Source organism: Paracoccus ravus (assembly GCF_004522175.1).
In the GTDB taxonomy this organism is placed as follows: Bacteria; Pseudomonadota; Alphaproteobacteria; order Rhodobacterales; family Rhodobacteraceae; genus Paracoccus; species Paracoccus ravus.
In genome coordinates this window covers 35,902-61,995 of the sequence record NZ_SDEB01000015.1, presented here as the reverse complement: position 1 = coordinate 61,995, position 26,094 = coordinate 35,902, and the positions used below count along the sequence as shown (strand labels likewise).

The 26,094-nt window shown below is 64.6% G+C and carries 22 protein-coding genes and 3 tRNA genes; 12 read left to right on the top strand and 13 right to left on the bottom strand.

Going from position 1 to position 26,094, the window contains the following annotated elements; all coding sequences use genetic code 11:
- Window positions 1-150: 150 nt before the first annotated feature.
- The 3 genes from ESZ60_RS13125 to ESZ60_RS13115 all read left to right on the top strand — a co-directional run bounded on the left by ESZ60_RS13125 (window position 151) and on the right by ESZ60_RS13115 (window position 3,665).
- The gene (locus ESZ60_RS13125) at window positions 151-1,668 is read left to right on the top strand and encodes an NAD(P)H-hydrate dehydratase (RefSeq protein ID WP_134681186.1); all 1,518 of its coding nucleotides are present in this window, start codon (window positions 151-153) and stop codon (window positions 1,666-1,668) included.
- Between the two features lie 85 nt (window positions 1,669-1,753).
- A tRNA-Leu gene (locus ESZ60_RS13120) sits at window positions 1,754-1,838 on the top strand.
- A gap of 930 nt (window positions 1,839-2,768) precedes the next feature.
- Window positions 2,769-3,665: a helix-turn-helix domain-containing protein gene (locus ESZ60_RS13115; RefSeq protein ID WP_134681185.1), complete on the top strand. Its 897-nt coding sequence runs from the start codon at window positions 2,769-2,771 to the stop codon at window positions 3,663-3,665.
- A 15-nt stretch (window positions 3,666-3,680) separates the two neighbouring features.
- Here the strand turns inward: ESZ60_RS13115 and ESZ60_RS13110 are convergent, their stop codons facing one another.
- Window positions 3,681-5,141 carry a pyridoxal phosphate-dependent decarboxylase family protein gene (locus ESZ60_RS13110; protein ID WP_134681184.1) on the bottom strand — a complete coding sequence of 487 codons (1,461 nt, stop codon included), beginning with the start codon at window positions 5,139-5,141 and terminating at the stop codon, window positions 3,681-3,683.
- 12 nt (window positions 5,142-5,153) lie between these two features.
- Window positions 5,154-6,233, bottom strand: a complete 1,080-nt coding sequence (gene cysK / locus ESZ60_RS13105) for a cysteine synthase A (protein ID WP_134681183.1) — start codon at window positions 6,231-6,233, stop codon at window positions 5,154-5,156.
- A gap of 124 nt (window positions 6,234-6,357) precedes the next feature.
- On the opposite strand from cysK, the gene ESZ60_RS13100 reads away from it, so the two are divergent.
- Window positions 6,358-7,896: a winged helix-turn-helix domain-containing protein gene (locus ESZ60_RS13100; protein ID WP_134681182.1), complete on the top strand. Its 1,539-nt coding sequence runs from the start codon at window positions 6,358-6,360 to the stop codon at window positions 7,894-7,896.
- A gap of 154 nt (window positions 7,897-8,050) precedes the next feature.
- Window positions 8,051-8,632 (top strand): outer membrane protein, encoded by a 582-nt coding sequence (locus ESZ60_RS13095; RefSeq protein WP_134681181.1) that lies wholly within the window; start codon window positions 8,051-8,053, stop codon window positions 8,630-8,632.
- A 568-nt stretch (window positions 8,633-9,200) separates the two neighbouring features.
- Here ESZ60_RS13095 and tig read toward each other — a convergent pair.
- Entirely contained in the window at window positions 9,201-10,535 is a 1,335-nt protein-coding gene (tig, locus tag ESZ60_RS13090) for a trigger factor (RefSeq protein WP_134681180.1), read from the bottom strand.
- Between the two features lie 313 nt (window positions 10,536-10,848).
- On the opposite strand from tig, the gene ESZ60_RS13085 reads away from it, so the two are divergent.
- Both ESZ60_RS13085 and ESZ60_RS13080 read left to right on the top strand, forming a co-directional pair.
- Window positions 10,849-10,924, top strand: a tRNA-Ala gene (locus tag ESZ60_RS13085).
- A gap of 192 nt (window positions 10,925-11,116) precedes the next feature.
- Window positions 11,117-11,192: transfer RNA gene (locus ESZ60_RS13080), tRNA-Ala, on the top strand.
- Window positions 11,193-11,223: 31 nt separating this feature from the next.
- On the opposite strand, the gene ESZ60_RS13075 is transcribed toward ESZ60_RS13080, so the two are convergent.
- The 4 genes from ESZ60_RS13075 to rpsF all read right to left on the bottom strand — a co-directional run bounded on the left by ESZ60_RS13075 (window position 11,224) and on the right by rpsF (window position 13,264).
- Complete coding sequence (locus ESZ60_RS13075; RefSeq protein WP_134681179.1) at window positions 11,224-11,862, bottom strand: hypothetical protein; 639 nt, start codon at window positions 11,860-11,862, stop codon at window positions 11,224-11,226.
- Window positions 11,863-12,004: 142 nt separating this feature from the next.
- Window positions 12,005-12,589: a 50S ribosomal protein L9 gene (gene rplI, locus ESZ60_RS13070; RefSeq protein WP_134681178.1), complete on the bottom strand. Its 585-nt coding sequence runs from the start codon at window positions 12,587-12,589 to the stop codon at window positions 12,005-12,007.
- Window positions 12,590-12,601: 12 nt separating this feature from the next.
- Window positions 12,602-12,829: a 30S ribosomal protein S18 gene (rpsR, locus tag ESZ60_RS13065; RefSeq protein ID WP_022704737.1), complete on the bottom strand. Its 228-nt coding sequence runs from the start codon at window positions 12,827-12,829 to the stop codon at window positions 12,602-12,604.
- 18 nt (window positions 12,830-12,847) lie between these two features.
- The gene (rpsF, locus tag ESZ60_RS13060; protein ID WP_134681177.1) at window positions 12,848-13,264 is read right to left on the bottom strand and encodes a 30S ribosomal protein S6; all 417 of its coding nucleotides are present in this window, start codon (window positions 13,262-13,264) and stop codon (window positions 12,848-12,850) included.
- Between the two features lie 290 nt (window positions 13,265-13,554).
- On the opposite strand from rpsF, the gene ESZ60_RS13055 reads away from it, so the two are divergent.
- The 5 genes from ESZ60_RS13055 (at window position 13,555) to ESZ60_RS13035 (ending at window position 18,248) form a co-directional block, all read left to right on the top strand.
- Window positions 13,555-14,133 (top strand): YceI family protein, encoded by a 579-nt coding sequence (locus ESZ60_RS13055; RefSeq protein ID WP_134681176.1) that lies wholly within the window; start codon window positions 13,555-13,557, stop codon window positions 14,131-14,133.
- Window positions 14,134-14,216: 83 nt separating this feature from the next.
- The gene (gene speB / locus ESZ60_RS13050; protein ID WP_134681175.1) at window positions 14,217-15,179 is read left to right on the top strand and encodes an agmatinase; all 963 of its coding nucleotides are present in this window, start codon (window positions 14,217-14,219) and stop codon (window positions 15,177-15,179) included.
- 10 nt (window positions 15,180-15,189) lie between these two features.
- On the top strand, window positions 15,190-16,245 hold the full coding sequence (gene prfA, locus ESZ60_RS13045; RefSeq protein WP_134681174.1) for a peptide chain release factor 1: 1,056 nt from the start codon (window positions 15,190-15,192) through the stop codon (window positions 16,243-16,245).
- A gap of 2 nt (window positions 16,246-16,247) precedes the next feature.
- A complete protein-coding gene (gene prmC / locus ESZ60_RS13040; RefSeq protein WP_425331323.1) occupies window positions 16,248-17,105 on the top strand; it encodes a peptide chain release factor N(5)-glutamine methyltransferase in 858 nt (285 codons plus the stop codon).
- Between the two features lie 228 nt (window positions 17,106-17,333).
- Window positions 17,334-18,248, top strand: coding sequence for a DUF4167 domain-containing protein (locus ESZ60_RS13035; RefSeq protein ID WP_134681172.1), 915 nt, complete (start codon window positions 17,334-17,336; stop codon window positions 18,246-18,248).
- A 16-nt stretch (window positions 18,249-18,264) separates the two neighbouring features.
- On the opposite strand, the gene rsmA is transcribed toward ESZ60_RS13035, so the two are convergent.
- From rsmA to lptF, 6 genes are read right to left on the bottom strand one after another with little or no spacing between them, the layout of a single operon-like run.
- Window positions 18,265-19,113: a 16S rRNA (adenine(1518)-N(6)/adenine(1519)-N(6))-dimethyltransferase RsmA gene (gene rsmA, locus ESZ60_RS13030; RefSeq protein WP_134681171.1), complete on the bottom strand. Its 849-nt coding sequence runs from the start codon at window positions 19,111-19,113 to the stop codon at window positions 18,265-18,267.
- Window positions 19,110-20,078, bottom strand: coding sequence for a 4-hydroxythreonine-4-phosphate dehydrogenase PdxA (pdxA, locus tag ESZ60_RS13025; RefSeq protein WP_134681170.1), 969 nt, complete (start codon window positions 20,076-20,078; stop codon window positions 19,110-19,112). Before pdxA ends, rsmA begins: the two co-directional genes overlap by 4 nt.
- A gap of 44 nt (window positions 20,079-20,122) precedes the next feature.
- A complete protein-coding gene (locus ESZ60_RS13020) occupies window positions 20,123-21,406 on the bottom strand; it encodes a peptidylprolyl isomerase (RefSeq protein WP_134681169.1) in 1,284 nt (427 codons plus the stop codon).
- Window positions 21,407-21,437: 31 nt separating this feature from the next.
- Window positions 21,438-23,825 carry an LPS-assembly protein LptD gene (locus tag ESZ60_RS13015; RefSeq protein WP_245155690.1) on the bottom strand — a complete coding sequence of 796 codons (2,388 nt, stop codon included), beginning with the start codon at window positions 23,823-23,825 and terminating at the stop codon, window positions 21,438-21,440.
- Window positions 23,825-24,946, bottom strand: coding sequence for an LPS export ABC transporter permease LptG (lptG, locus tag ESZ60_RS13010; protein WP_134681168.1), 1,122 nt, complete (start codon window positions 24,944-24,946; stop codon window positions 23,825-23,827). The genes ESZ60_RS13015 and lptG overlap by 1 nt, the downstream gene beginning before the upstream one ends.
- Window positions 24,943-26,079, bottom strand: coding sequence for an LPS export ABC transporter permease LptF (gene lptF / locus ESZ60_RS13005; protein WP_134681167.1), 1,137 nt, complete (start codon window positions 26,077-26,079; stop codon window positions 24,943-24,945). Before lptF ends, lptG begins: the two co-directional genes overlap by 4 nt.
- Between the last annotated feature and the right edge of the window lie 15 nt (window positions 26,080-26,094).

Below are 26,094 nucleotides of genomic sequence, written 5' to 3'. Positions count from 1 at the left end.
CTGATCCTTCCTCGCGACTTGCCTGCGACCTGATTGGCGGGTTTGATGGGGATCGTCCATGCGGTATGGCGGGGAAAGCGGCATGGAAATCGTGAAACCGGCGTTGTTGCGCGTTTATTGTGCATAAAGCCCAAAGGATATGCAATCACCATGGCCGAAGATTCCCGGGTCCTCACGACTCGCCAGATGCGCGCGGTCGAAGAGGCGGCAATTTCCAGCGCGATCGAGACCGGCGCGAGCCTGATGGAGCGGGCCGGCCGGGCTGCCGCCGAGGCGATCGCCGCGCATTGGCCGGATTTCGCCGCACAAGGCCGCGACGCGCTGATCCTCTGCGGTAGCGGTAATAATGGCGGCGACGGCTATGTCATCGCGCGCCATCTGGCCAATCGCGGCTGGCCAGTCCGGGTCCTGGCCGCCGGCCGGCCTCGGACGGTCGAGGCCGAGGGGGCGGCGGAATTGTGGCGTGGCAAGACCGTCCCGTTGAGTGAGATCACCCGCGATTCCGGGCGCGGCATCGGTCTGTGCATCGACGCCTTTCTGGGAACCGGCATCACGCGGCCCTTGGCCCAGGAAATTGCCGGTCTGTTGAGGGGGATAGCCTCGTCGGGCTGCCCGCTGGTCGCGGTCGATATCCTCAGCGGGATTTGCGCCAGCAGCGGGCGCGTCCTTGGCGATGTCACCCTGCCCGAAGCAGAGTTGACCGTCACCTTTCACCGCCCGAAGCTCGGACATTTTCTGGGCGATGGCGGTTTGCTGGGTGGGCGGTTGCAGGTCTGCGATATCGGGCTTGAACCCTGGGCCGAGGCCGCCGGGGATTGTGTCACGCAGGTGCGGCCCTCGTCTGCGCTTCTCAAGCGGCAAGGGCATAAATACAGCCACGGCCATGCGCTGATCCTTGCGGGCGGTCGTGGCAAGGGCGGGGCGGCCCGTCTTGCCGCACATGCCGCCCTTCGTATTGGGGCGGGCCTCGTCACCCTGGCCGCACCGGTCGAGGCCGTGCCTGAAAATGCTGCAAGGCTGGATGCGGTGATGATCGACACCGTCGATGACAGCGCAAGCCTCGCCGGAAAGCTGCGCGATACGCGGATCGGTGCGCTCTGTCTGGGGCCGGGTCTGGGGCTCGACCGTGCGCATGCGCTGGTTCCGACGGCCCTTGCTTCGGGACGGTCTGTTGTTCTGGATGCGGATGCGCTCGGGGCCTTTGCCGATGGGCCGGACGTCCTCTTTGCCGAGCTTCACGACAAAGTGGTCCTGACCCCGCATGAAGGCGAATTCGCCCGGCTCTTTCCGGATCTCTCGCGTGCGTTGCGCGACGATGCGGCCAAGGGCCCGGCCTTTTCGCGGCTCGACGCGGTTCGGCTGGCCGCCGCCCGGGCCGGGGCCACGGTGTTGCTCAAGGGGCCGGATACGGTCATTTCCTCTCCGGCGGGCCGGGCCTGGCTCTCGCCCGCAACCGGAGAAAACGCGGCGCCCTGGCTCGCGACGGCGGGATCCGGAGATGTCCTGTCGGGGATGATCGCGGGGCTTCTGGCGCGTGGTTTCGATACCACGGAGGCAGCGGGGCAGGCTGCCTGGCTTCATGCGGAAACCGCCCGCCGCTTTGGTCCGGGCCTGATCGCCGAGGATTTGCCGAGGGGATTTCCGGGAGTTCTGCGCGATCTGGCGTGACTTGCGATTTTCCCCCTCGCATCGGCTGTGACGCTTTGCTATGAGACCCGGGCTCCGGTGTCGCTGCGCGAGACGAGGGGCGGATGCGGGTGTGGCGAAATTGGCAGACGCACCAGATTTAGGTTCTGGCGCCGCAAGGCGTGGGGGTTCAAGTCCCTCCACCCGCACCATATATCCCTATTAAATCAAGATATTACAAAATAGTAGCTATTGACCTCCGCGTTCGGTCCACCCTTTGGTCCATCATCTTTCTCTTGAACGATATTCTCATTCTGCAGACAGATTCGGCCAGAGATCTAACCGCCCGGCAGATAGGTGATTTCAAGCGGAAACCGAATGGCCGGAGCTTTGACCGGACAATTCGCGTTCAGCATTATATCTTGTGCAGCACCCATCGCTTGCTGGCTCGCGCTCACCTTGAGAAAGGCGGCGATGGCATTCCTAGGGCAATGTGGAGCAGAAGAAACGGGTTACGTGCAGCCTCACGCTTCTTTCGCTGGCGGTCCTTGATGGATCAGCCCCGCACTGGCCTTGGCACGGGCCGTCTCTGCGCGCCTTAGAGCTTCGTCGAGGGGTACAGTCGGATCGGCACCGAGTCCCGTCTCCCTGCGCCGAACATGCAAAATCCTGTCGCAAGGTGGATGAGCAAGAGTTGTAGCGCGGAACTGTCTTCGGAACCGAGATCGTTGGCCGGGTGATGATGCCGAAATGTTTCCTCATAAGCGCCACCAAAACCGAATGACGAGGGTTTGACCGCCGTCACGGACCGGTCTCGCGTCGTTTTCTGCGGGAACTTGGAAGCCATGACTGTTACGCGCGGGTGCGTCACCCCATGCTGTGTTTTTCCCTCAGGTCACGCGCGAATTGCGAGGATCGTCCGGCCTGAAATCATCTGCTTCGGCCGCTTCTCTGACTGCGTGTCCGCCTGCCGCAAAAAATGGCAATCGCAGCCCCATTGGGAAAATCCGACCCGTTGAATCGCCGCTGCAAAGAAGCATCGCGAAATTATCGCAAATCCATGCATGATATATGCCAAAGGTTGGCCGCGCGGAATGGCGCGACTCAGGCAAGATCCGCCGCTGGAGCCGGAGGCCCTTGAAATGAATGTTGCGGCTGTATCTCTTTCGGGTCACAAGGATTCGCTGGGTTGCGCGACGGCGCGACTCGCGCGCGATGATGTGCTCTGTGTGCCGCAAATGGTCTTTCGCCGCAAATCCGCGTTCGGCCCGCACAGCAGCCATATCGAAACCGAGGCGCAGGACCGCGGCCTGCTGGTGGGCGTTTCGCTGTCGGACGGCCACCGTCGCATCGGCGGTGCGCCCGGCCATGTCCGTGAGCGGGTCTTTAACTGCGGGGACATCTATATCCGCGATTTCGACAGCGCCTATAGCGCGGATATGGAGGGTAGTTTCGATTTCTTCCTGATCGAGCTTGCGCCGGATTTCCTGCGCGATGCCGAGCGACTGGCGGAGCGGCCGGCGCGGGATCTGGCGCGGGTTCAGGCCAAGGAGGACCAGGTCCTGCGCCATCTTGCCTATGCGCTCTTGCCGGCGCTGGCGCGGCCCGATGCGGTGGATGCGCTTTTCGTCGAGCAACTCTCGACGGCGATCGGGGCGCATCTGCTCCATAACCATCCCGGTGAGGCGGGCCCATCCGCCGAACGCTCCTATCGCCTCACGCCGCTTGCGATCCGCAGGGCGCAGGAATTGCTGCTGACCACCGAGGATGACAAGGCCTCGATCGCCCATATCGCCGATGCGCTTTCAATGTCGCGAAACGGATTTTTCCGGGCCTTTCGCGAAAGCCTTGGCGTGACCCCCTATCAATGGCTGCTGACTCAGCGCATCGACCATGCACGCCGATTGCTCTCGGGCACCGACCTGCCGCTGGCCGAGATCGCCTTGACCTGCGGTTTTTCGGATCAGAGCCATTTCACCCGTGTCTTCGGCAGGCTCGAAGGCATGTCGCCGGGCCGCTGGCGGCAGCGCGCGCGGTGAAGCGCGGGCCGGGGATCAGGCCCGGCTTTCTTGATGAATCTGATCGCCGCTGCGCAGCAGGGCGGCGAGCGCCTGCTCAAGATCTTCGTCGGTGGTGCGATGGTTGCAGATTGCAGCGCGCAGCCCGTGTTCGCCCCGCACCGTCGTGTCCGAAAACCCCGCGATCCCGGCCTCTTGCAGCCGCATCATCACCTCGCGATTCAGCGCGGTCAGGACATCGGGGGCAAGGCCACCCGGATCGTATCGGAAGCAGACGATATCAAGACAGACCGGCGCCAGCCGTTGCAGTCGCGGATGCGCGTCGATCCGGCGGGCAAGGCGATGAGCCTGCTCGATATTCCTGCCGATGATGCGCCCGAACCTGTCGGCGCCATGCTCCTTGAGCGCCATCCAGACTTTAAGTGCGCGGAATCCGCGAGAGGTCTGCAGCCCATAATCGAAAAGCCAGCCGCCGGCCGCGATGCCCCGCGTCATCGGGTCGAGATATTCCGCCTGCAGGGCAAAGCTCTGGTGATGCGCCGCCGCATCGCGGACCAGAACGCAGCCGACATCGAAAGGCGCGTGCAGGGATTTATGTGGATCCATGGCCAAGCTGTCGGCCAGTTCCATGCCGCGAAGCAGCGGGGCATGGGTCGGCGAGAGCCGGGCGAGGGCGCCGATGCAGCCATCGACGTGAAACCACAGCCCCTCGCTGCGGCAGAAAGCAGCGACCGCGCCAAGATCATCTATTGCCCCGGTATTCACGGTCCCGGCGCTGGCAATGACGCAAGCGGGTTGAAACCCTGCGCTGCGGTCCTGTGCCACGGCCTCGGCCAGCGCCGCAGGATCCATCCGGCAGTCCCGGTCCGAGGCGATCCGCCGCAGCGCTTGGTTCCCCAAGCCCAGCAGTTCGACCGCCTTCTGGTGGCAGCCATGAACCTGATCCGAGGCATAGAATCGCAGGGGGCGCGGGACGGCTGCCAGACCGGCCTCGCGGATCTCGGCCCCGGCCATGCGATTTCGGGCCACCGCAAGGCCGATCAGATTGGCGACCGAGCCGCCGCTGGTCAGGGTGCCGCTGGCCGATGTAGGAAAGTCCACCGCTTCTTTCAGCCAGTCGATGACCTGCCTTTCGACCTCGACGGCGGCGTGATTGCCGCCGCCAAGGTTGGAGCCATCCGCACCCGCGAGGAAATCCGCCAGGGCTCCGGTCAGGTTCGAGGCCCCCATATACCACATCCAGAAGCGCGGATGGGTATTGCCCATCGGATAGGTGAAGATATCCGCAAAGGCCTGATCGACGACCGCGTCGAGCGGCATGGGCGCGCGGGGCAGGGGCGCGCGGAACGCGGCACGCGTCTCTGCGGGTAGGGGTTGCCAGACCGGGCGATCCCTGATGGTCCGGGTCGCGGCCAGCGCGCGGTCCAGAGCGGCATGGGCTGTCCGGGCAAATTCTTCCCAATCGCCCGGATCGAGCGTCTCGAATTCCTCGGACATGGTCTGCCCCTTTCAGCCCATCTGAAAACCTGGGGTCGATTGCGACAGCGCCATTTCATCGGCGTCCATCTCTTCGGGAATGTCCTGGAACAGCGGGGTCGAGAGATAGCGCTCGCCGGTATCGGGCAACATGGCCAGGATGACGGAACCCGCTTCGGCTTCTTGCGCCAGCCGCATCGCGACGGCGAATGTCGCCCCGCCGGAAATTCCGGTCAGGATCCCCTCGGCCGAGGCCAGCTTTTTCGCCCAGCTCACAGCCTCGGGGCCGGGCACGGGGATCAGATCGTCATAGCCGTGATTGTCCAGCGCCTCCTGCAGGACGTAAGGAATGAAATCGGGGGTCCAGCCCTGGATCGGATGCGGCTCGAAGGCGGGATGGCTTTCGGTGGGGCCATTGTCGGGGCCACGCGATTGTGCGAGGCCGCTGCTGACCAGAGCGGCATTGGCAGGCTCGCTCAGCACGATCCGCGTTTCGGGCCGCTCGCGGCGCAGCACGCGCGAAAGACCGGTCACCGTGCCGCCCGTGCCATAGCCGGTGACCACGACATCAAGCCGTTTGCCCTGAAAATCACCCATGATCTCGCGCGCGGTGGTGCTTTCATGGATGTCGGCATTGGCCGATGTCTCGAATTGGCGGGCCAGGAACCAGCCATGCTTTTCGGCCAGTTCCACCGCCTTTTTATACATGCCGGTGCCCTTCTGGGCGCGGGGCGTCAGGATCACCTTGGCCCCGAACATGCGCATCAGGCGGCGGCGCTCGACCGAAAAGCTGTCTGCCATGGTGACGACCAGCGGATAGCCCTTTTGGGCGCAGACCATGGCAAGGCCGATGCCGGTATTGCCGCTGGTCGCCTCGACCACGGTCTGGCCGGGCTTCAGCGCGCCCGAGCGTTCGGCTGCCTCGATGATATTCAGCGCCAGCCGGTCCTTGACCGAGGCGGCGGGATTGAAGAACTCGGCCTTCACATAGAGTTCGACCCCCTCGGGGGCGAGATTGTTGATCCGGATGACCGGAGTATCGCCCACGGTTTCGAGAATGCTCTCAAACAACCGGCCGCGTCCCTGGGTCGTGCGTATCGTTTGCATGTCCATGACTCATGTCCTTTGCAGATCAGTCGGGTGACCTTTCCGCAGTCTGGCATGTTTTGCACCCCGATCCTTGACCGAAATCTGAAGATTTCATGCAGGCGGTGTGGATTTGAGGTAATTTCCGCCCATGATATATGCCTGTGGCGACGTTGTGCTGGACGACGGGCGGTTTCAACTCATCCGGGGCGGTCAGCCGGTGCAGGTCGAACCGCAGGTCTTTCTTGTGCTTCGCGAACTCTTTCAGGCGCAGGGCCGGCTGGTCGGCAAGGAGGAACTGGTCGCCGCGGTCTGGCACGGGCGCGCTGTCTCGGATGCGAGCATTGCCAGCCGGATCCGCGCCGCGCGCGCGGCGATCGGGGATGACGGGGCGCGCCAATCGATCATCTCGACCGTGCATGGCCGGGGCTTTCGCGTGTTGCCACCGGTCGCGCTGTCGGGCAGCGGATCCGGCCCGGCAATCGCTTTGGGTGACGGTAACGGAAAGCCGTCGATCGCGGTCCTGCCGTTTCGGGCGCTGGGACTGGGGCCGGGATCAGAGATCCTGCCCGAAGCGCTGGCCCATGAGATCATCCGCGCCCTTTGCCGCCTGCGCTGGCTGACGGTGATCTCGCGCGGGTCGTCCTTTCGCTTCGCGGGACATGATACCGGGCTGGGGCAGATCGGAGACATGCTGTCGGTCCGCTATCTGCTGACCGGCGCGATCGAGCCTGAGGGCAGGCGGATCGCGCTCTCGGTCGAACTGGTCGAAGCCGCAAGCGGCCAGATCATCTGGACCGACCGGCTGACACGGCCGATCACGGAACTGGCCGAGTTGCGCCATGATATCGTGATCGCCACGGCAAGCGCGCTCGAGGTGAATTTGCCGCTGCACGAGGCGCGATTGGCCGATACGGCCGAGGCCAGCGCTCTGGATGCCTGGGCCAATTATCATCTGGGCCTGCGTCAGATGTTTCGCTTTTGCGCCGAAGGCAACCAGCGCGCGGCGGGCTTTTTCGCCCGCGCGCTGGACCTTGCTCCGCGCTTTGCGCGTGCCCATGCGGGCCTGTCCTTCACCAGTTTTCAGGACGCCTTCCTGCAATATGGCCCGGATCGCGCGGCGGCGGTCCGCCGCGCGAGGTCCGAGGCCGAGTTGAGCCATGAATTGGACCCGCTGGACCCTTTCGCAGCCTTTACCCTGGGTCGCTCGTTCTGGCTGACGGGCGATATGGAGAATGCCGGTGGCTGGCTGACACGCGCCACCGAACTGAACCCGAATTACGCCCAGGCCTATTACTCCCGAGCGCTGACCGAGGTGCTCGAGGCCGAAACCGGGCTGGCGGACAGCAATATCGGCCATGCGCTGCGGCTCAGCCCGCTGGATCCGCTGCTCTATGGCATGTTCGGGACGCGGGCGCTGGCCTTGATCCAGCAGGGCGCGGATCAGGCCGCCGCGGATTGGGCGGACCGTGCGGCGACCTCACCCCATGCGCATTTCCTCATCAGCATGCTGGCCGTCGCGGCAAACGGGCTTGCCGGTCGCGAGGGCAGGGCAAGGCAATGGCGGCGACATACCCGCATGCTGCGCCCAGATGCCAGCCAGCAGCTTTTCTTCAAGGCCTTTCCGCTGCGCGATGACATGGTCAGGCAGCGGGTCGCATCGTCGCTGCGCCAATACGGCCTGTCGTGACGCCGCCTGCGAGGTTCTTGGGTAATATGCCTATCTGTTGCAACGGATCACGGAAAAGTTCCCACAAATCCCGAGTTATCCCCATCACAATGATTTGGCTTTTGTGTCAAATCCATGACTGCTAGTCGGTCCGTCCTTACTAAGGAGATACGACATGAAATTGGCATCCTATGCGATCCTCGCCGGTCTGGCCGCCACTGCGGCAAATGCGGGTGGCTATGCCGCCCCGGTCGTCGAGGCTCCGGTGACCCCGGTCGTTGTGACCGACGTCGAGCCTGTTTCGGACTGGACCGGCTTCTACGCCGGTGTGCAATACGGCAAAGGCAACGCTGACGAAGTCGAGGGCATCTCGGAAGAGAGCGATATTGACGGTTTCGGCCTCCATGGCGGCTACAACCACGATTTCGGCCAGTTCGTTCTGGGCGGCGAACTTGATTACAACCGCATCAGCATGGATGCGACCGACGAGGATGCCGACCTGTGGCGTCTGCGTGGCCGCGCCGGCTATGACGCGGGCAAATTCCTGCCCTACGCCACCCTGGGCGTTGCGCAACTCGAAGGCGACGAACTTTCGGAAACCGGCATCACCTACGGTCTGGGCGTTGACTACAAGATCAACGAGCAGTTCACCGTCGGCGCCGAGTACAACCGCAACGACTTCAAAGACGTTGCTGATGTCGACGGTGCGGACCTCGACACCGATCTGTTCCAGATCCGTGCATCCTACCGCTTCTGATCGGACAGCAATGTCCAACGAGAAACGCCCCCGTAAAGGGGGCGTTTTTTTTTGGCTGGAGTCAATTCCGGCGCAAAGCTCAGGGCGTGGTTGCAGGGCGGCAAATGGTTTCTTCGACCGTCCGTCGCGAATATGGGGGTGGATATCTTTTGATTGCAGGCGCGGGGATCAGCACTGGCGAAGAACGCTGAGGTGACCGACGCCCCGGCGCACCAATTCGAAGCTGCTCATTGTGATGACCAATGTGAGGATCGCCAAGGGCTCTGGCATCGGCTCGGAAAGGCGCAGCATCGAACAGCGCATCGCTGATCTTGCTGCCGGCTCAGATGCGTGCTCAGGGCGACCACGGCGAGGAAAAACCGGCTGGGCGCGAGGATGCTCCAATTGGCCGCGGCCTTTCCGACGGAGGCGGCAGGTCGGTTTGTGAATAGGCGGACATGCGGCTTGCGTCGATCTCGCCTCGAACCGATCACCTCACGCAAGCGGCGCCTTTCCGTAAGCGCAGTCATAGCGCAATGAAAAAGGCCGCCCCCGAAGGGACGGCCCGTTTAGCGGCTGATCGCAGGGATCAGAGCGTGTCCAGAGCCTCGATGGCTTTTTCCAGTTCTTCCTTGCTGACCGACTTGTCGGCAACCTTGGCGCCTTCGACGATGTGGTCGACGACCTTGTCTTCGAAGATCGGCGCGCGCAGCTGCTGCTGGGCCTGCGGGTTCTGCTGGATGAACTCGAAGAACTGACGCTCTTGGCCCGGATACTGGCGAGCCTGACGCAGCACGGCTTGGGTCATCTCTTGATCGGAGACGGTGATTTCGGCTTTTTGGCCGATTTCAGCCAGCAGCAGGCCGAGGCGGACGCGGCGTTCGGCCAGGGTCTTGTGCTCTTCGGTCGGCTCGATCTCGCCATGGTTGTGGCCGTGATCTTCCGGGTTCTCTTCGTGCCACAGCTGGTGTGCGATCTGACCAGCTTCGGCTTCGACCAGCGATTCCGGCAGGTCGAACTTGACCAGACCGTCCAGCTTGTCCAGCAGAGCGCGTTTCAGGATCTGACGCGACGCGCCTTTATACTCGGCTTCCAGACGCTCACGGATCTGGGCTTTCAGCGCGTCGAGGCTTTCGGCGCCGAATTTTTTCGCCAGTTCGTCGTCCAGCTCGGCCGGTTTCGGCGCTTTGACGGCTTTGACGGTGCATTCGAAGACGGCATCTTTGCCAGCCAGAGTCGGGTGGCCGTAGTCTTCCGGGAATTTCACTTCGACTTTGACTTCCTCACCGGCTTTGGCGCCGACGAGTTGAGCCTCGAAGCCGGGGATGAAGCTGTTCGAGCCCAGCACCAGCGGGTAATCCTCGGCGGTGCCACCGTCGAAGGCTTCGCCATCGACCATGCCCTTGAAGTCGATCACGACCTGATCGCCGTCCTTGGCCTTGGTGCCTTTTTTGCGGTCTTCGAAGTTCTGGGCGTTCTTCGCGAGGTTTTCCAGAGCTTCGTTGACCTGCTCGTCGCTGGCTTCGACGATCAGGCGCTCAAGCTCGACGCCCGAGAGATCGGCGTCCGGAATGGCCGGCAGGGCTTCGTAGGCGACGGTGACGACGACGTCGTCGCCCTCTTTCCAGGTCTCGCCATTGACCATCTCGACCTTCGGCTGAAGGGCCGGGCGGTCGCCCGAGGTTTCCAGGTGGTTCTTGAGCGCGGTGTCGATCGCTTCCTGCATGGCGTCGCCCAGGATGCGCTGGCCGAATTGCTTCTTCAGCATCGCCATCGGGACTTTGCCCTTGCGGAAGCCCTTGATCTCGACTTCGGGCTGGGCCTCTTTCAGCTTCGCGTCAACCTGCGCCGCCAGATCGGCCGCCGGCAGGGTGAATTCGTAAGCGCGCTTCAGCCCTTCGTTCTGGGTTTCCTTGACCTGCATGTGCGTTCCTTCATTCAGCCATGATGCGGGTGGGGCAGATCCCCAGCGCAGGCGCAGATGCGCGCCCCGCGCCCGCCCGCAGAGATTCAGCGCGCTAGGTATGGGATTTTGCCGCCCATAGCAAGGAGGAAGGCAGGCCGGATCAGGTATCGGCGCGGCTTCCCGCGCCGGGATCAAAGCCGGCGCAATTTCGGGCTTTGCTCGGCTTGCGAAAAAAACTCGCTGTACGATGCGCTTTTGTGCTTGCGCCCTGTGACGCGGCTTTCTATACGACCCCCCACGGAACGGCGGCGACGCGGTTCAGACCTCCGGTGGGGCCATAGCTCAGTTGGTAGAGCGCTTGAATGGCATTCAAGAGGTCAGGGGTTCGACTCCCCTTGGCTCCACCAAATTCATCTCGAAAACTTAAGTGAAAACAGCGCCTTATCTGGCGCTTTTGACGTTCTTTCTGCAATTATCCTGTCTGTCGCGGATATGCAGAACGCGTGTTGCTTTGGTGCAATTTTCCGCTTGCACCTGTTCTGCCGCCCCCCTATATGAGCGCTCACGAGGACGGCGGCGACGCCTTCCAGACCTCCGGTGGGGCCATAGCTCAGTTGGTAGAGCGCTTGAATGGCATTCAAGAGGTCAGGGGTTCGACTCCCCTTGGCTCCACCAAATCTCCCATTCGAAGAACCTGCCGCGCCGTTTACAGGCGGTGCGTCCTCGGGTCGCGATCATTGGGTCTTGGGGTGTGATCGGAGCCGTGAGAGCGGTCGCCGGTAAAGCCCGAGGCCGGGGGACGGCGCTGCCCGTCGATGATGCCGCGGATCAATTCCGCCGCGTCGCCGAATTCCCGGACAATGGAATTGGCCTGGCTCGCCACGCCGTGAAAACCGGCCACTGCGGATGAAACCGAGCGCATGACATTGTCGAGACTGTTGCTCAGCTTCTGCGAATTGACCTCGATCTCTTCCATCAGGCTGCGCTCGGGTGCGGCGCGTTCTGGCCTGGGGGTTTCGGGGGCGGGGGCGTGCAGCTGCATGCGCGGCTGCGGCGCATCCTCGGGCCGATAGGGGCGGCGGCGGGGCGCGCCGGAACCAGAGAGTGCATCCGCAACCTGCCGAGCGGCGAGGACGGCCCCAGCCGCCAGCCCTGCGGCCGCAAGCCCGGTTCCGCCCCACACGATCCATTTTGCGCTTTTCGACGGCCGGGGATAGGCGCGACGCCCGTCGGGCGAGACATCTCCATGCGGCGGCACGGCGCGGTAATCCCTGTGCCGCGATGCATCATTGCGCGCGGGTTCCGAGACATGGGGACGCTCGTCGAAAGGGGGCTGATGGCTCATGGATCTCACCTCTGCGATGGGCAATTCGCGAAACCAACCCGTGAGCCGGGGGAATGTTCCGCCCCCCGGTTCGAAGCCAATGAGACGAAAAAAACGCGCCGGCAAGCGGCGCGTTCTTTGATTTTCAACCTGTGAAGGGCGATCAGTTCGCGCCTTCGTCCTCGTCGCGACCGGCCGAGCCGATTTCGTCGAAGAGTTCGGCGATCTCGAAATCCGCAGCGGCGTCTGCTTCCGCAGCCAGTTCCTGGATCGACTTGCCCGAAGCTTGCAGTTCGGCTTCTTCGGTCGAACGAGCAACGTTCAGGTGGATCGTCGCATCGACTTCCGGGTGCAGGTGCACGCGGACGTCATGCAGGCCCAGTTCTTTGATCGGGGCGGTCAGGACAACCTGACGACGCTCGACCGCGAAACCTTCGGCATTGGCGGCTTCGGCGGCGTCACGCGGGGTGACCGAGCCGTAGAGCGCGCCGGCGTCCGAAGCCGAGCGGATGATGATGAAGGTCTGGCCTTCGAGCTTCTCGGCAGCGGCTTGCGCTTCTGCACGGGTCTCGTCGTTGCGCACGGCCAGTTCGGCTTTTTGAGCTTCGAATGCCTTGATGTTGGCGTCCGAGGCGCGCAGAGCCTTGCCTTGCGGCAGCAGGAAGTTGCGTGCAAAGCCGTCTTTGACTTTGACGACTTCGCCCATCTGACCCAGTTTGGCCACACGTTCCAGCAGGATGACTTGCATGATCGTCTCTCCTTACTTCACGGCATAGGGCAGCAGGGCGAGGAAGCGGGCGCGCTTGATGGCGCGGGCCAGCTCACGCTGCTTCTTGGCCGAGACGGCGGTGATGCGCGACGGCACGATCTTGCCGCGTTCCGAAACGTAACGCTGCAGCAGACGCGTGTCCTTGTAGTCGATCGCAGGAGCATTGTCGCCCGAGAACGGGCAAACTTTACGGCGGCGGAAGAAGGGTTTGTTTGCCATGATACTGGTTCCTATCCCTTAGTTCCGGTCGTCGCGGTCACGACGCTCGCGGCGTTCGCCACGCTCGCCACGATCACCGCGGTCGCCACGATCACCACGCTCGCCGCGCTCTTCGCGCTTCTGCATCTGGACCGAGGGGCCTTCCTTGTGCTCGTCGACGCGGACGGTCAGCACGCGCATGACGTCGTCATGCAGGCGGGCAAGGCGCTCCATTTCCTGCACGGCGGCCGAAGGCGCGTCCGAACGCAGGAAGGCGTAGTGGCCTTTGCGGTTCTTGTTGATCTTGTAGGCGAGGGTGCGGACGCCCCAATATTCGTTTTCGACAACTTTGCCGCCGTTATCGGCGAGAACGGTCGAAAAATGTTCGATCAGCCCTTCGGCCTGCGTGTTCGACAGGTCCTGACGGGCGATCAGCACATGCTCGTAAAGCGGCATGACTGCTTACCTTTTTGACAGGGCGCACTTCAACGGCGGGTTAGCCCTTCTGCGCCCGCCACGAGAGGCTGCGCCGGTTTCGCATTTGCAGAAGGATGGGGCCTTATAGCGGCGAATCCCCCGGATGCAAGGAAAAACGCCCCAAGCGGCGCGACATTCGCCGTGGCGGCGAAACTGTTTCTGCGCGTCGGCACAACAAAATAATGTCAGGATATGTCATGGAAACCTTTGTTGTGATTGTCGCATTTCGCGACGACAAAGCGGATGACCTTTTCAATCAGGAGTCCTTCATGAAATTCGCCCTTGCCCCCGCCGCTGCGCTGCTTCTGACAGGAACCGCCGCTTTGGCCGCGCCGGTCGCCTATGATCTCGACCCGAGCCACAGCCAGGTGGTGTTCGAATACAGCCATCTCGGCTTTTCGACCAGCACCGGCATCATCAACGGCGTGACCGGCAAGCTCATGCTCGACGCGGAAAACCCGGCCGAGTCCAGCGTCGAGGCGACCATTCCGCTGTCCGGCCTGACCTCGGTCGCGACCAAGCTCGACGAGCACCTGTTCAGCGCCGATTTCCTCAATGCGGATAAGGCGAGCGCCGTGGCGACGTTCAAATCGACCAAGGTCGAGCCGAATGGCGACAAGGAAGCCAAGGTCACCGGCGATTTCACCCTGAACGGCGTGACCAAGGAAATCGTGCTGGATGTCGAGCTGAACCAGATGGCCGCCCATCCGATGACCGGAAAGGAAGCCGCGGGTTTCGACGCCGAGACCACGATCAAGCGTTCGGAATTCAACCTTGGCAAATTCGCCCCGGCGGTCGAAGATGAGGTCGAGATCTCGATCACGCTTGAGGCGACCAAGGCCGAGTGAACCACGGCAGATACGCCATGAAAGGGGGCTTGCGCCCCCTTTTTTATTGCCCCAGCTTGCGGCCGCTGCAAAGGAGGCGGATCATGGCACTGGAAGATGCGAAAACGCAAGTGGATCAGGCGTTTACTCGACATGATCTGCGGGGGTTGAGCTATGAGAACGCCTTTGGCGGCGCGACCAGCTTCCTGCGTCGGCGGTATGGCAAGGATCTGACCGGCGTCGATATCGCGGTGACCGGCCTGCCTTTTGATCAAGCCGTGACCCATCGCCCCGGCACCCGCTTTGGCCCGCGCGCGATCCGCGAGGCAAGTTGCCTGCAGCCCTTCGACAAGCCCTATGGCTGGGATTTCAACGCGCTCGAGGAAATGGCGATCGTCGATTATGGCGACATGGCCTTCGACTATGCCAATGTCGCGGCCACGCCGGGACTGATCCGCGATCATATCGCGGGGATTCTCGCGGCGGGCGTCATTCCGGTCACCCTGGGCGGCGATCATTTCATCACCCAGCCGATCCTTGCGGCCATGGCCGAGAAACACGGGCCGGTGGGGCTGATCCAGTTCGATGCGCATTCCGACACATGGGCCGATGACGACATGGCGCGCATCGACCATGGCACTTTCCTTTACAAGGCGATCCGGCAGGGTCATGTCGATGCCGCGCGCGCGGTCTCGGTCGGCATCCGTACCGACAATCCCGACACTCTGGGCGTCACGATCCTCGATGCGCCCTTCGTCCATCAGGCGGGCGTGGCCGAGACGCTGGCGCGCATCCGCGCGGTCCTGGGCGATGGTCCGGTCTATGTCACCTTCGACATCGACGCGCTCGACCCGGCCTTCGCGCCCGGCACCGGCACGCCGGTCTGGGGCGGCTTGGCAAGCTGGCAGGCGGCGGCGCTGCTGCGCGGGCTTGCGGGGATCGACTTCGTCGGCGGCGATGTGGTCGAGGTCTCACCGCCCTATGACACGACCGGGGCCACGGCGATTGCGGGGGCGCATGTCGCGACCGAGCTGATCTGCCTTGCGGCAGCGCGGATCAGGGGCTAATTCCCGCGACATGCTGCCCCAGGACAGACTTTCCCAGATCGTTCAGCGCTTCGAGTTTCTCGAGGCGCAATTGAATGCCGGACCCGCCCCCGATCAGATCGCGCGGTTCAGCCGCGAATATGCCGATCTCAAACCCGTCGTCGCCCAGATCGCCGAATGGCGCGCCGCCCGGGACGGACTGGCCGAGGCCCAGGCCATGCTCGCCGATCCCGAGATGCGCGAACTGGCCGAGGACGAGCTTGCCCGTCTGCGCGCCCTGATGCCCGAGTTGGAACAGCAACTGCGCATCGCGCTTCTGCCCAAGGATGCCGCCGATGCCCGTCCTGCCATCCTTGAGATCCGTCCCGGAACCGGCGGCGACGAGGCCGCGCTTTTCGCGGGCGACCTGCTGAATATGTATCGCCGCTTCGCGGAATCGCGGGGCTGGAGCTTCCATCTTCTCGAGCTTTCCGAATCCGAACTGGGCGGCGTGCGCGAGGCCATGGCCCGGATCGAGGGTGAGGGGGTCTTTGCCCGTCTCAAATACGAATCCGGCGTTCATCGCGTCCAGCGTGTGCCGGAAACCGAATCGGGCGGGCGCATCCATACCAGCGCCGCGACCGTGGCCGTGCTGCCCGAGGCAGAAGAGGTCGATATCGACATTCCTGCCAGCGACATCCGCATCGACACGATGCGCGCCAGCGGCGCGGGTGGTCAGCATGTCAACACCACCGATTCGGCGGTCCGGATCACGCACCTGCCCACGGGTATCATCGTCACCAGTTCCGAGAAATCGCAGCACCAGAACCGTGCCAATGCGATGACGGTCCTGCGCGCGCGGCTTTACGACATCGAGCGCATGCGCGCCGATGCCGAGCGCGCCGCCGACCGCAAGTCGCAGGTCGGCTCGGGCGACCGGTCCGAGCGCATCCGCACCTATAACTTCCCGCAGGGCCGGATGACAGATCACCGGATCGGCCTGACACTTTACGCGCTGGACCGCATCATCGGCGGCGATCTGACCGAAATCACCGATGCGCTGATCGCCCATGATCAGGCGGCGCGTCTTGCCGCCGAAACGGCATGAGCCTGACCGGCCAGGATCTGTGCCGCGAGGCCGAGGCGCGGCTCTCTGCCGCCGGGGTCATTTCGGCGCGCGCGGATGCGCAGATCCTTTTCCTGCACGCGATCGGTCGCATCTCGGGCAGTGTCCCGCCGCGTCATGCCCTGCGCGATCACCTCGCAGCCCCGGCCTCGGACGCGGTTGCCGCCTGCTATGCCGACATGATCTCGGCCCGCGCCGGGCGTCAGCCGGTCAGCCAGATCATCGGGTTCCGATCCTTCTGGAAGCACGATTTCCGCGTCACGCGGGACACGCTGGACCCAAGACCCGAAACCGAGCTGCTGGTCGAACTGGCCTTGTCGGTGCCGTTTGGATCTGTTCTTGACCTCGGGACGGGCACCGGCGCGATCCTGATCTCGGTTTTGGCCGAGCGCCCGCAGGCCTTCGGCGTGGGTGCTGATCTCTCATCGGCGGCACTTGATGTCGCGCGGGGAAATGCCCAGATGATCGGGGTCAGGCCGGAACTCGTCGTTTCGAACTGGTATGACGCAGTGACCGGGCGCTTTGACCTGATCCTGTCCAATCCGCCCTATATCGCGCTTGGTGAAATGCCGGACCTGTCTCCGGAAGTGCGTGACTGGGAACCCTGGCTTGCCTTGACCGACCATGGCGATGGCTTGTCCGCCTATCGCGCAATCTGCGCGGGCGTCCAAGACCATCTCAATCCGGGAGGCTGGCTCATGGTCGAGATCGGCTTCACGCAAGGGGCCGCGGTGGCGGCGCTGCTGGATGCGGCGGGACTGGTCGATGTGGCGATCCGACAGGACCTTGGCGGGCGCGACCGCGTCGTTCTGGGCCGCCGACCGGGCGTGCAGGGCGCTTAATTGCCTAAAACACATCGGAAAGCGAAATTTCTGCTTGTCACCACCGTTGTGGGATGCTTAGTGGCACTTGTGACGGGGGCGTAGCGCCCACGCACGGGTCAGTAACTCAGCCTCAAACTGGTAAAGCAGGATCAGGGCCTTGGGCCGCTCCTGGAAACTGGCACCCGCTACAAGAAATGACCCCAACCTGAGCCGGCATGGGCCGGACCACGAATTGACAACAAGCTGATGAGATCATCCAAATCCCGTTCGCGTAACAAGTCGAACCGCCAGCGCACGCTGGGGAATATCGTCAACCGCGTTTTCGATTCCTCGGGTCCCGAGGGCAAGGTGCGCGGTACGCCGCAACAGATCATCGAGAAATATCTGACACTTGCCCGCGACGCCCAATTGTCGAACGACCGTGTGGCCGAACAAAGCTTTCTGCAGCATGCCGAGCACTACACCCGCATGCTGGGTGAGGCGCAGCGCGAGCAGGCCGAGCAACGCCAGCCGCATCAGAACGGCCCGCGCGAGGACGACCGCGACGAGGCCGCTCCGGGCGAGAATGGCCAGGTGCAGAACGGTCACTTCAACGGCAATGGCAATGGGCAGAGCCACCGTTCCGAGCGTAGCGAAGAGCGGCGTGACGAACGTCGTGACGAGGCCCGCCGCGATGATCGCCGCGATGATCGCCGCGACAACCGCCGCGATGACCGGCGTGAGGAACGGCGCGACGACCGGCGTGAGGAACGCCGCGATGACCGTCGTGACGAGCGTCGTGACGAGCGCAGCCCCGCCGCCGATCGCCGCACGGCCGAGGAAACGGGCCTGCCTCCGGTGATCTCTGCCGAGGAATCCGCCGGTCCGGTCGAGACGCCGGAAAGCGCCGAAAAGCCTGAAACGGCTGCCAAGCCGGATGTCGTCGCGGAAGCGCCGGCCCCGGTTCCCGCGAGCGAAGAAGCGGCCCCTGCCGCGCCGGTTGCCGAAGATCCTGCGGCTCCCGCCGCCGAGGCTGCGGCCGCACCGGCACCGCGCCGTCGCGCGCCGCGCAGCACGACCGGGACCACGAGCACGCGGACCCGCCGCAAGCCTGCCGCAGAGGCCGGCGATGCCGCCGAGCCGGCAGCCAAGGCTCCGACCGAAAAGGCCTCGGGCGAATAAGCCCGAGACCCTGAATTCAGCGCGGCGCGGCGGCCAGACCCCGCGCCAGCGCGCAGAATTGCTCAAGGCCGATTTCCTCGGCCCGCGCCGTTGGCGCAATCCCCGCCTCCAGCAGCAGATCTTCCATCGCCGGGTGCAGACCCTTGAGCGAGGCGCGCAGCATCTTGCGCCGCTGGTTGAAGCCTGCCGCGACGACGCGGTTCAGCACTGCCGGATCGGCGGGATAGCGCGGCTCGGGCAAGGCGGTCAGATGCACCACCGCAGAATGGATCTTGGGCGCAGGAACAAACGCTTCTGGCGGCAAGGTCATGACAATCTTCGCGTCCGAGCGCCATTGCGCCAGCACCGCCAGACGGCCATAGGCCTTGCCGCCCGGTTTGGCGACGATGCGCTCGGCCACTTCCTTCTGGAACATCAGCGTCAGCGACTGCCAGAAGGGCGGCCATTCCCTGGGCGTCAGCCAGCGGACCAGCAGTTCCGTGCCAACATTATAGGGCAGGTTCGCGACAATGCGGATCGGCGGCGTCAGATGCGCAAGCGGGTCGATCTCCAGCGCATCGCCATTGATGACATTCAGCCGCCCCGGATAGAAATCCGAGATCTCGGCCAGAGCGGGCAGGGCGCGGGCATCCTTCTCGATGGCCAGCACATGACGCGCACCCTCGGCCAGCAACCCGCGGGTCAAGCCGCCGGGGCCGGGACCGACCTCGATCACGTCGCAGCCGGTCAGGTCGCCCGCTGCCCGCGCGATCTTGGCGGTCAGGTTCAGGTCCAGCAGGAAATTCTGGCCAAGCTGTTTCTTGGCCTGCAAATCATGCCGCGCGATCACCTCGCGCAGGGGGGGCAATCCGTCGATCGCGCTCATCTTTTCTCCGCCATGTCATGGGCCATCCGCAGCGCGGCAATCACGCTGGCCGCATCGGCCAACCCCTTGCCGGCAATGTCAAAGGCCGTTCCGTGATCGGGAGAGGTGCGCACGAAAGGCAGACCCAGCGTGACATTCACCCCGCCCGAGAAATCCAAAGTCTTGATCGGGATCAAGGCCTGATCGTGATAGGCGCAAAGCGCCGCATCATAACGCGCCCGCGCAGGCGCATGGAACATCGTATCGGCGGGCAGGGGGCCTGTCAGGTCGAAGCCCTCGGTCCTGAGCCGCGCCAGCAAGGGCGCGATCCAGTCGAGTTCCTCGCGGCCCATGACACCGTTTTCGCCCGCATGAGGGTTGATGCCAGCGACCGCCAGACGCGGCGCGGCAATGCCGAAATCGCGGCGCATTGCGGCATCGGTGATGCGTATGGCCTGTTCCAGCGCTTCGGGCGTGAAGGCACGGGGCACATCGGCCAGTCCGATATGAATGGTGACGGGAACCACCCGGCAGGGCGGTTCGACGGTGGTCGAGGCGAGCATCATCACAACGGGCACGTCGCCCGCGAGATGCGCGAGATATTCCGTATGGCCCGGAAAGGCGAAGCCCGCCCCGGTCTTCAGCGCCTCCTTGTTGATCGGCAAGGTGCAGATGCCCGCTGCCTCGCCCGACAAGGCAAGGCCCACCGCCCGAGCGATGACCTCGATGACTGCCGCCCCATTGGCCGGATCGGGGCGGCCCGGAATGGCGGGGGCAGGGAAGTCGTGGCGCAGCACCGGCAGCACGCCTTGCGGAAGCGGGGCGTCGAGCGAGGCGACCTCGGCCCATGCCGTGCCCTCGGGCAGGTGACGCGGGTCGCCCATGAACACGAAAGGCACGCTCGAGGCCAGCGCCTTCGGTGCCAGTTCGGGCCCGACGCCCGCAGGCTCGCCGCAGGTCAGGATGATCGGTCGCATCTCGGGCATGTTCATTCTTGTCCAGAAAATCCGGGTCCGGAAGAACCGGCCGGTCAGGGCCGCCGGATGATGGCGTTGGCGCGCAAATCCGCCAGATAGTTCTCGGCTGCGGCGGCAATCTTGCCGTTGAAGATCTGATCGCGGACATCGCTTCTGATGGGCAGTGCATCGGCGGGCCGCGGCGGATCGTCGGGGCTGGTCGCAACCGGTGCCTCGGGCGCATTGGCGAGCAGCGCGGGGCTGCGTTTGCACAGCATCAGCAAGGTGGTCGCCCCGCCCAGACTGAGGATCGCCGTCTCGTTCTCGTCGAGGGATGCCAGCCGGAGCGCCTCGCCCGAGGGGATCTGCCCCTGCGACAGGGTCTGGCGCTGCACCTGCGCCAGCGGCAGATTGCCGGTCCGGACCTCGAGCATGTCGCAATTGTCCAGATCGGTCGCGAGGCGCGCGGCTTCCTCGGCAGAGGCCAGCCGGACCCGCATGAAGTCAAGCTGCTGCTCGGTCGCGCCGGGGCGCAACGTCCCACGCGTGTCGCGCAGGAAGAACAGCACGACCGCCCCCTCGACGGCAAAGGGCTGGCTGACCTGGCCCGGCGTCATCTGCAGCAGGACCGGGCGCAGCGTCGGCGGCAGGTTCGCCAGCGGCATCATCGGCAGCCTGCCACCCTGTTGGCCGCTGGGGGTCGCGGAATATTGCCGCGCGAAAGCCGCGAAATCGGCCTCACTCGCGGTTTGCGCGACGATCCGTTCGGCCAGCGCCATGGCCTCGCCCTCTTGGCCGGGCGGGGCGGGAATGATCAGTTCCGACAACGAGACATGGGTGATCTCGGGGGTCTCGATAATGTCCTGCATCTGCTGGTCGACCTCGGCATCGCTGACCGCGACCATGCCGACCACGCGGGCGCGCACGAATTCACGCCATTCGATGCCCGAAGCGACAAAATCCTCGAAGGTCTGGCGATCAATGCCGTTCCGGCCCAGAAGCTGGGTGAATTCCTCGACGCTCAGCCCGCCGCGCGCGGCAAATTCCTCGAGCCCCGCGCCGATCTGCTCTTCGCTCGCCGTGATCCCGGCCTGTCGGGCGGCAAAGCTCTTGAGGCGATCGTCAATCAGGATCTTTTCGACAGAAGCGCGATCGGCATTGGGAGCGCGCAGCATCTGCATGAAACGCAGGCGTTGGTCGATCTCATAGGCGGTGACGGCCGAGTCGTTCACATAGACGACGGGGCGGAACAACCCGCCCGCGCCCTGCGCCATGGCCTGAGGGGCGACGAGGCCCGCCACGTTCCCTGTTCCGGCCAGAATTGCGACCAAAGCCGCTCCCAGAAGAATTCGCCGCATCAGATCCCCCGCCGCGTCATTTTGCCGGACCTTATCGCAGGCAGGCGCGGCGCGCCACCGTTCCCGAATGCGATTGCTGCCGCCCGAAGCCGCCCAGCCGGATGCCAAGGTCGAAACTGGTATCCTCGCGCAGCGTCTCGGAATCGGTAAAGCGCCGTTCCACCGACATTTCGACCGTGAGGCATTCGTTGCGATATTCAAGCCCAAGCTCGGCCTTTTGGGCATTGTCGGCGGTGAAATCATAGCGCGTCTCGGCGCTGGCCCACCAGCCGTCGCGGATTTGCCAGCCGGCGACTGCGGTCAGTTCCGAGACATCCTCTGGGCGGTCCTCGCGCAGGTCCGAATCCAGCCACAGATAGCCGGCCGAGATCTGCAACCCCGGCTTCAGCCAGCCCAGCCGCGTCTCGTTGCGGCTCAGCGACAGGCTGTCGTCGAACAGCGCCCGGTTCACCAGCGCCAGACCGCTGACATCGGCATAGGTCGCCGACAGCAGCCAGTCCGAGCTCTTGCCACCCAGAGGACCGGTCCCGTCAAAAGCCGGGTCGGGCTGCGAGCGCAGCACCCGGCCTGCGGTCAGGCCGAATTGCCAGCCCGCCGGGTCCATCCGCGTCCAGCTTACCCCCAGATTGGCGCGCAGCCCGGACTCGCCGGCATCCCAGCCCGGAAAACGGTCGAGCGAGAACAGGTTGCCCTCGTCGAATTCGATCAGGCGGCTGTCCTCGTTCGGAACCTCGTCCTCGCTGTCGCGCTCGGGCGACCAGATGATCTGGGCGACCGGCTCGATGATCTGGGTCACGCCCCCGGCATGGCGGGCAAGCGGCCAGCGCAGCTCGGCCGCAAGCGTGGGATCGGCCCGCGCCACGAGATCGTCATAGCGGCTGTCCTGGTTGATCCGATAGAGATCCGCATCAAGCGTCGCATCCACCGCGCCGATGAACCCAGCGGGCAGGATCTCGCTGCGGTGCCAGCCCATCGCGACCGAGCCGCGCGCCATGTCCCTGCCCAGGATGTCCTCGCTCGACGAGCGCCGATGCGCGTGGACCGACCATTCGAGGCTGGCGATCCCGCCCAGATAGGCTGGCTCCCACCGCCTGAGCCACAGCGCATCGGCCACCAGCGAGGGCGTGATATCGGCCGGCTCGTCGTCGCGCAAAGATTCGTAATTGCCGATCCGAGCCGTCATCATCCGGTCGCGGCGCACGCGGTCCAGAGTCACGCCGCTCCACAGCCGGTCGGCATCCGATATGTCGTAATCCAGCAGATAGGCGCGGTCCTTGGCCATCTGGACCTGAAGCCCAAGCTGGTAGCCGCGCGGCAATTCGAATCGCGCCGCACCAAAGAGATAGCCGCGCAGCTGGTCCGGCTCAATATCGTCGCTGCTGACCGCGCCGTTCCATTCCATCTCGCCATTCGAAAAGGCCTGCCGATAGCGCAATTCCATCGTGGCGGTCCGGCTGGCGGCGACATAGGGCGTCAGCGTCAGGTCGGCATGGGGGCCGAGGGTCACGAAATAGGGCAGCTTGATGCCGAAACCCAGCCCCGAAGTGGTCCGGAACTTGGGCTGCAGAAACCCGGTCTTGCGCTCGACGGTGGGGTCGGGCGCCGTCAGATAGGGCAGGCTGAACAGCGGCAGGCCAAGCGCACGAAACTGCGGCTGGTCCAGATGCAGCATCCGGGTTTCGGCGTCATGGGTGATGCGACGGGCACGGATCTCCCATAGCGGAATCGGATCCGAGGCGCAGATCTGGCAGCTGGACGCCACGACATTGTCCAGCGTGGTGATGCGGCCGTTCTGTGTGCGGCGCATCTCATGGGAGGCCATCTGCAATTCGCGCGCCAGCACGAGGCGCGCGCCGCGAATGATGCCATCCTGCATGTTCGCGTCCAATTGGGCGGACTCCGCGATCACGATGGTTTCGTCCTGCGTGCCGCGGCGGTCCGGCTGGGTCAGATGGATCGGTCCTTCGATCACCGCGCCCCCGGTCCGGTTGTCATAGATCACCCGCGAAGCCACGAGCCGCGCGCCGCGATGCCAGATCACCACCCCGCCCGAGGCGGTCAGCCGCTCATCGCCGTCAAGCGTCACGGAATCGGCCAGAACCGTCGCCGGGCTGTTTTCGGGCTGGGCCGGAGCGCCCGGAGAGATCGTGACCCTTTGCGGGCGAGCGACCATGGGCGCGGCGGGGGCTTCGGTTCCATCGGCATAGCGCTGCCGGCCATCGGAATCCTCGGTGGGCGCAAGCGCGGGACCCGCGCCCGATCCGGTGAAGAACCCGCTCTGGCCATAGACGGGCAGCGTCTGGCCTTCGGGCGTGAGGCTTTGCGCGGCGAGGCTCACCGGGGCAAGCGCGAAACAGGCTGCCATGAGGCCCGTCCAGCGGCGGCAGTGCGGCAAGCGGGTGCCGATGTAAATGGCCATCAGCCATCCTCCAGTCGCAAGAGCGCGCCCAAGGCGAAGAGAAGGGCGACGATGGGCGGGGTCCAGCCCGCCAGAAACGGGGGGATCTGGCCATTATCGCCCAGAACCTGCGCGAGGTTGCGCAGAAAGAACAGCGCGACCCCGCAGCCAAATGCACCCAGCACCAGAGCGCCCATCTTGCGGCCGCGCAGATGGCGCATGGTAAAGGCCGCGGCGATCGCGACCATCGCCGCCATCAGCAGCGGCAGGGCCAGTTCCATCTGCAGCCAGACCTTGTGGCGCTGCGCCGAAAAGCCCGCGCGCTCGAGCCCGCGGATAAAGGCGGGCAATTGCCAGACCGGGATCGCCTCGGGGCGGCCGAAACTGTCGCGGATGCGCGCGGCGGTCAGATCGGTCGGCAGGTCCAGGCTGTCGCTTTGTCGCGCGGTCGCCTCGGGATTGGGGTCGGTCAGCGGCCATTCCTTGACCTTGGCCAGCTGCCATGACCCCTGCGCCAGGCGCGCCTCGGCCGCGTCGATGCGGCGGGTCGGGCCCTGGCCCGGGGCAAAGATCATGAAGGTGGCGTCGTAAAGCGTGGTGGCGTCCGGGCTGGCGCGGCTGGCCCGGATCACCACCTGTCCGCTGATTTCGGTCCCGTCCGGCGCGCGGCTGCGCAAAGCCTGCCGCAGCCAGACGCCGCTTTCGCCCAGGCTGACGGATTGCCCGCCATCGCTGCGCAGTCGCGTCACCGCATCGTCATAGCGTTCGGTCGTGGCCGCGACCATCGGGTTCAGCACCGCCACGGCAAGGATGCCGACAAGGGCGGCGGTCACCGCCGGCGCGGCCAGCACCCGCAACCCCGATCGCCCCGAAGCGCGGATCGCCACCAGTTCGGAACTGCGCGACAGGCCGATGAACAGCGCGATCGCGGCCAGAATGGTGATCAGCGGCAGGATCGAGTAGAAGTTCGGCAGGATATTCAGGGCCGAAAGCCCCGCCGCCCCGCCAAGGCCGATATTCTCTTCCGAGAAGCGGCGGATCTGCTCGACAATGTCGATCAGGAACAGGATCGCGGCGAAGATGATCGCCACCAGCAGAAACATGCGCAGGAAACGGTTCGCGACATAGCGGGACAGGATCATGGCGCGGCTCCTGCGGCAGAGGGCGGCCGGGGCCGGCGGGCGCGGGCGGCGAGCCACAGGATAACGAGGCAGATCCCGCCTCCGATCGCCGCGGGCAGATACATCAGCGGCCAGCGTCCGGCATCCTGCGCGACCTGATTTTCGGCCGCCGTGCCCAGAAATTGGACGAGGATCAGCGCCAGCACCGCCCAGACCACCTGACGCCAGACCCCGAAACGGCTGAACCCGCCCAGAAGCAGCATGGCGAAGCCCAACATCGCGGCGACCGGGGCCTGAAGCGGCTTGGCAATGCGCCCATGTGCCTCGGCCAGGGCCTTGTCGCGGCTGGCTCCGGTCAGGGAAAGAAGCTCCTCGTCCGGCTTCAGAAGCCTGCCGGTCGGATAGGCGCGCAGATCACGCCTGCGCGCGCTTTCGCCCCCGGCCAGGCTTCCAAGGTCATAGGCCAGCTCGTCGAAACGCGTGATCGAAAGCTGCTGGCGGCCATCGGTCAGGCGCAGGTTCTGTGCCATGCCGCGCATCAGGACAAGGCGCGGCCCGGCATCGGTGCGGATGACCAGCGCCTCGGTCGCGGTATAAGTGGTCTGGTTCGCGGGATTGCGCGCATCCTCGAGAAAGAAATCCTCGAGCCGCCCATCCTCGGCGATATTGCGGATATAAAGCGTCACGCCCTTGACGGGATATTGGAACGACCCGGCGCGCAGGAATTGCGCGGTGACGTTCTGCGCGATCTCAGCCTGACGGTCGGCCATGCGTGCGCGGGCAAGCGGCACGAGGGAATGCACCAGAACCGCGACCATCACCCCGACGATCACGCCGAAATACAGGACTGGCCTCGCCAGCCGCCACGGCGACATGCCGGCGGCCTGCATGGCGGCCAGTTCGGATTCGCCCGCCAGCCGGTTGGTCCCGAAGGCGGTCGCGACAAAGGCCGCGATGGGCAGCACGACCGAGATGACCAAGGGCAGCGTCAGCGCGGTGAATTCCAGCACGACCAGCGCGGTCTGCCCATCCGAGATCAGTTGCTCGAAGAGCGAGACCGCCCGGTTGATCCAATAGACCGAGACCAGCACCAGCGCAAAGAACCCGAACAGCGTCAGGAATTGCGACATGATGTAGCGATCGATCCGGGGCATGGTGGCCTTTTGGCG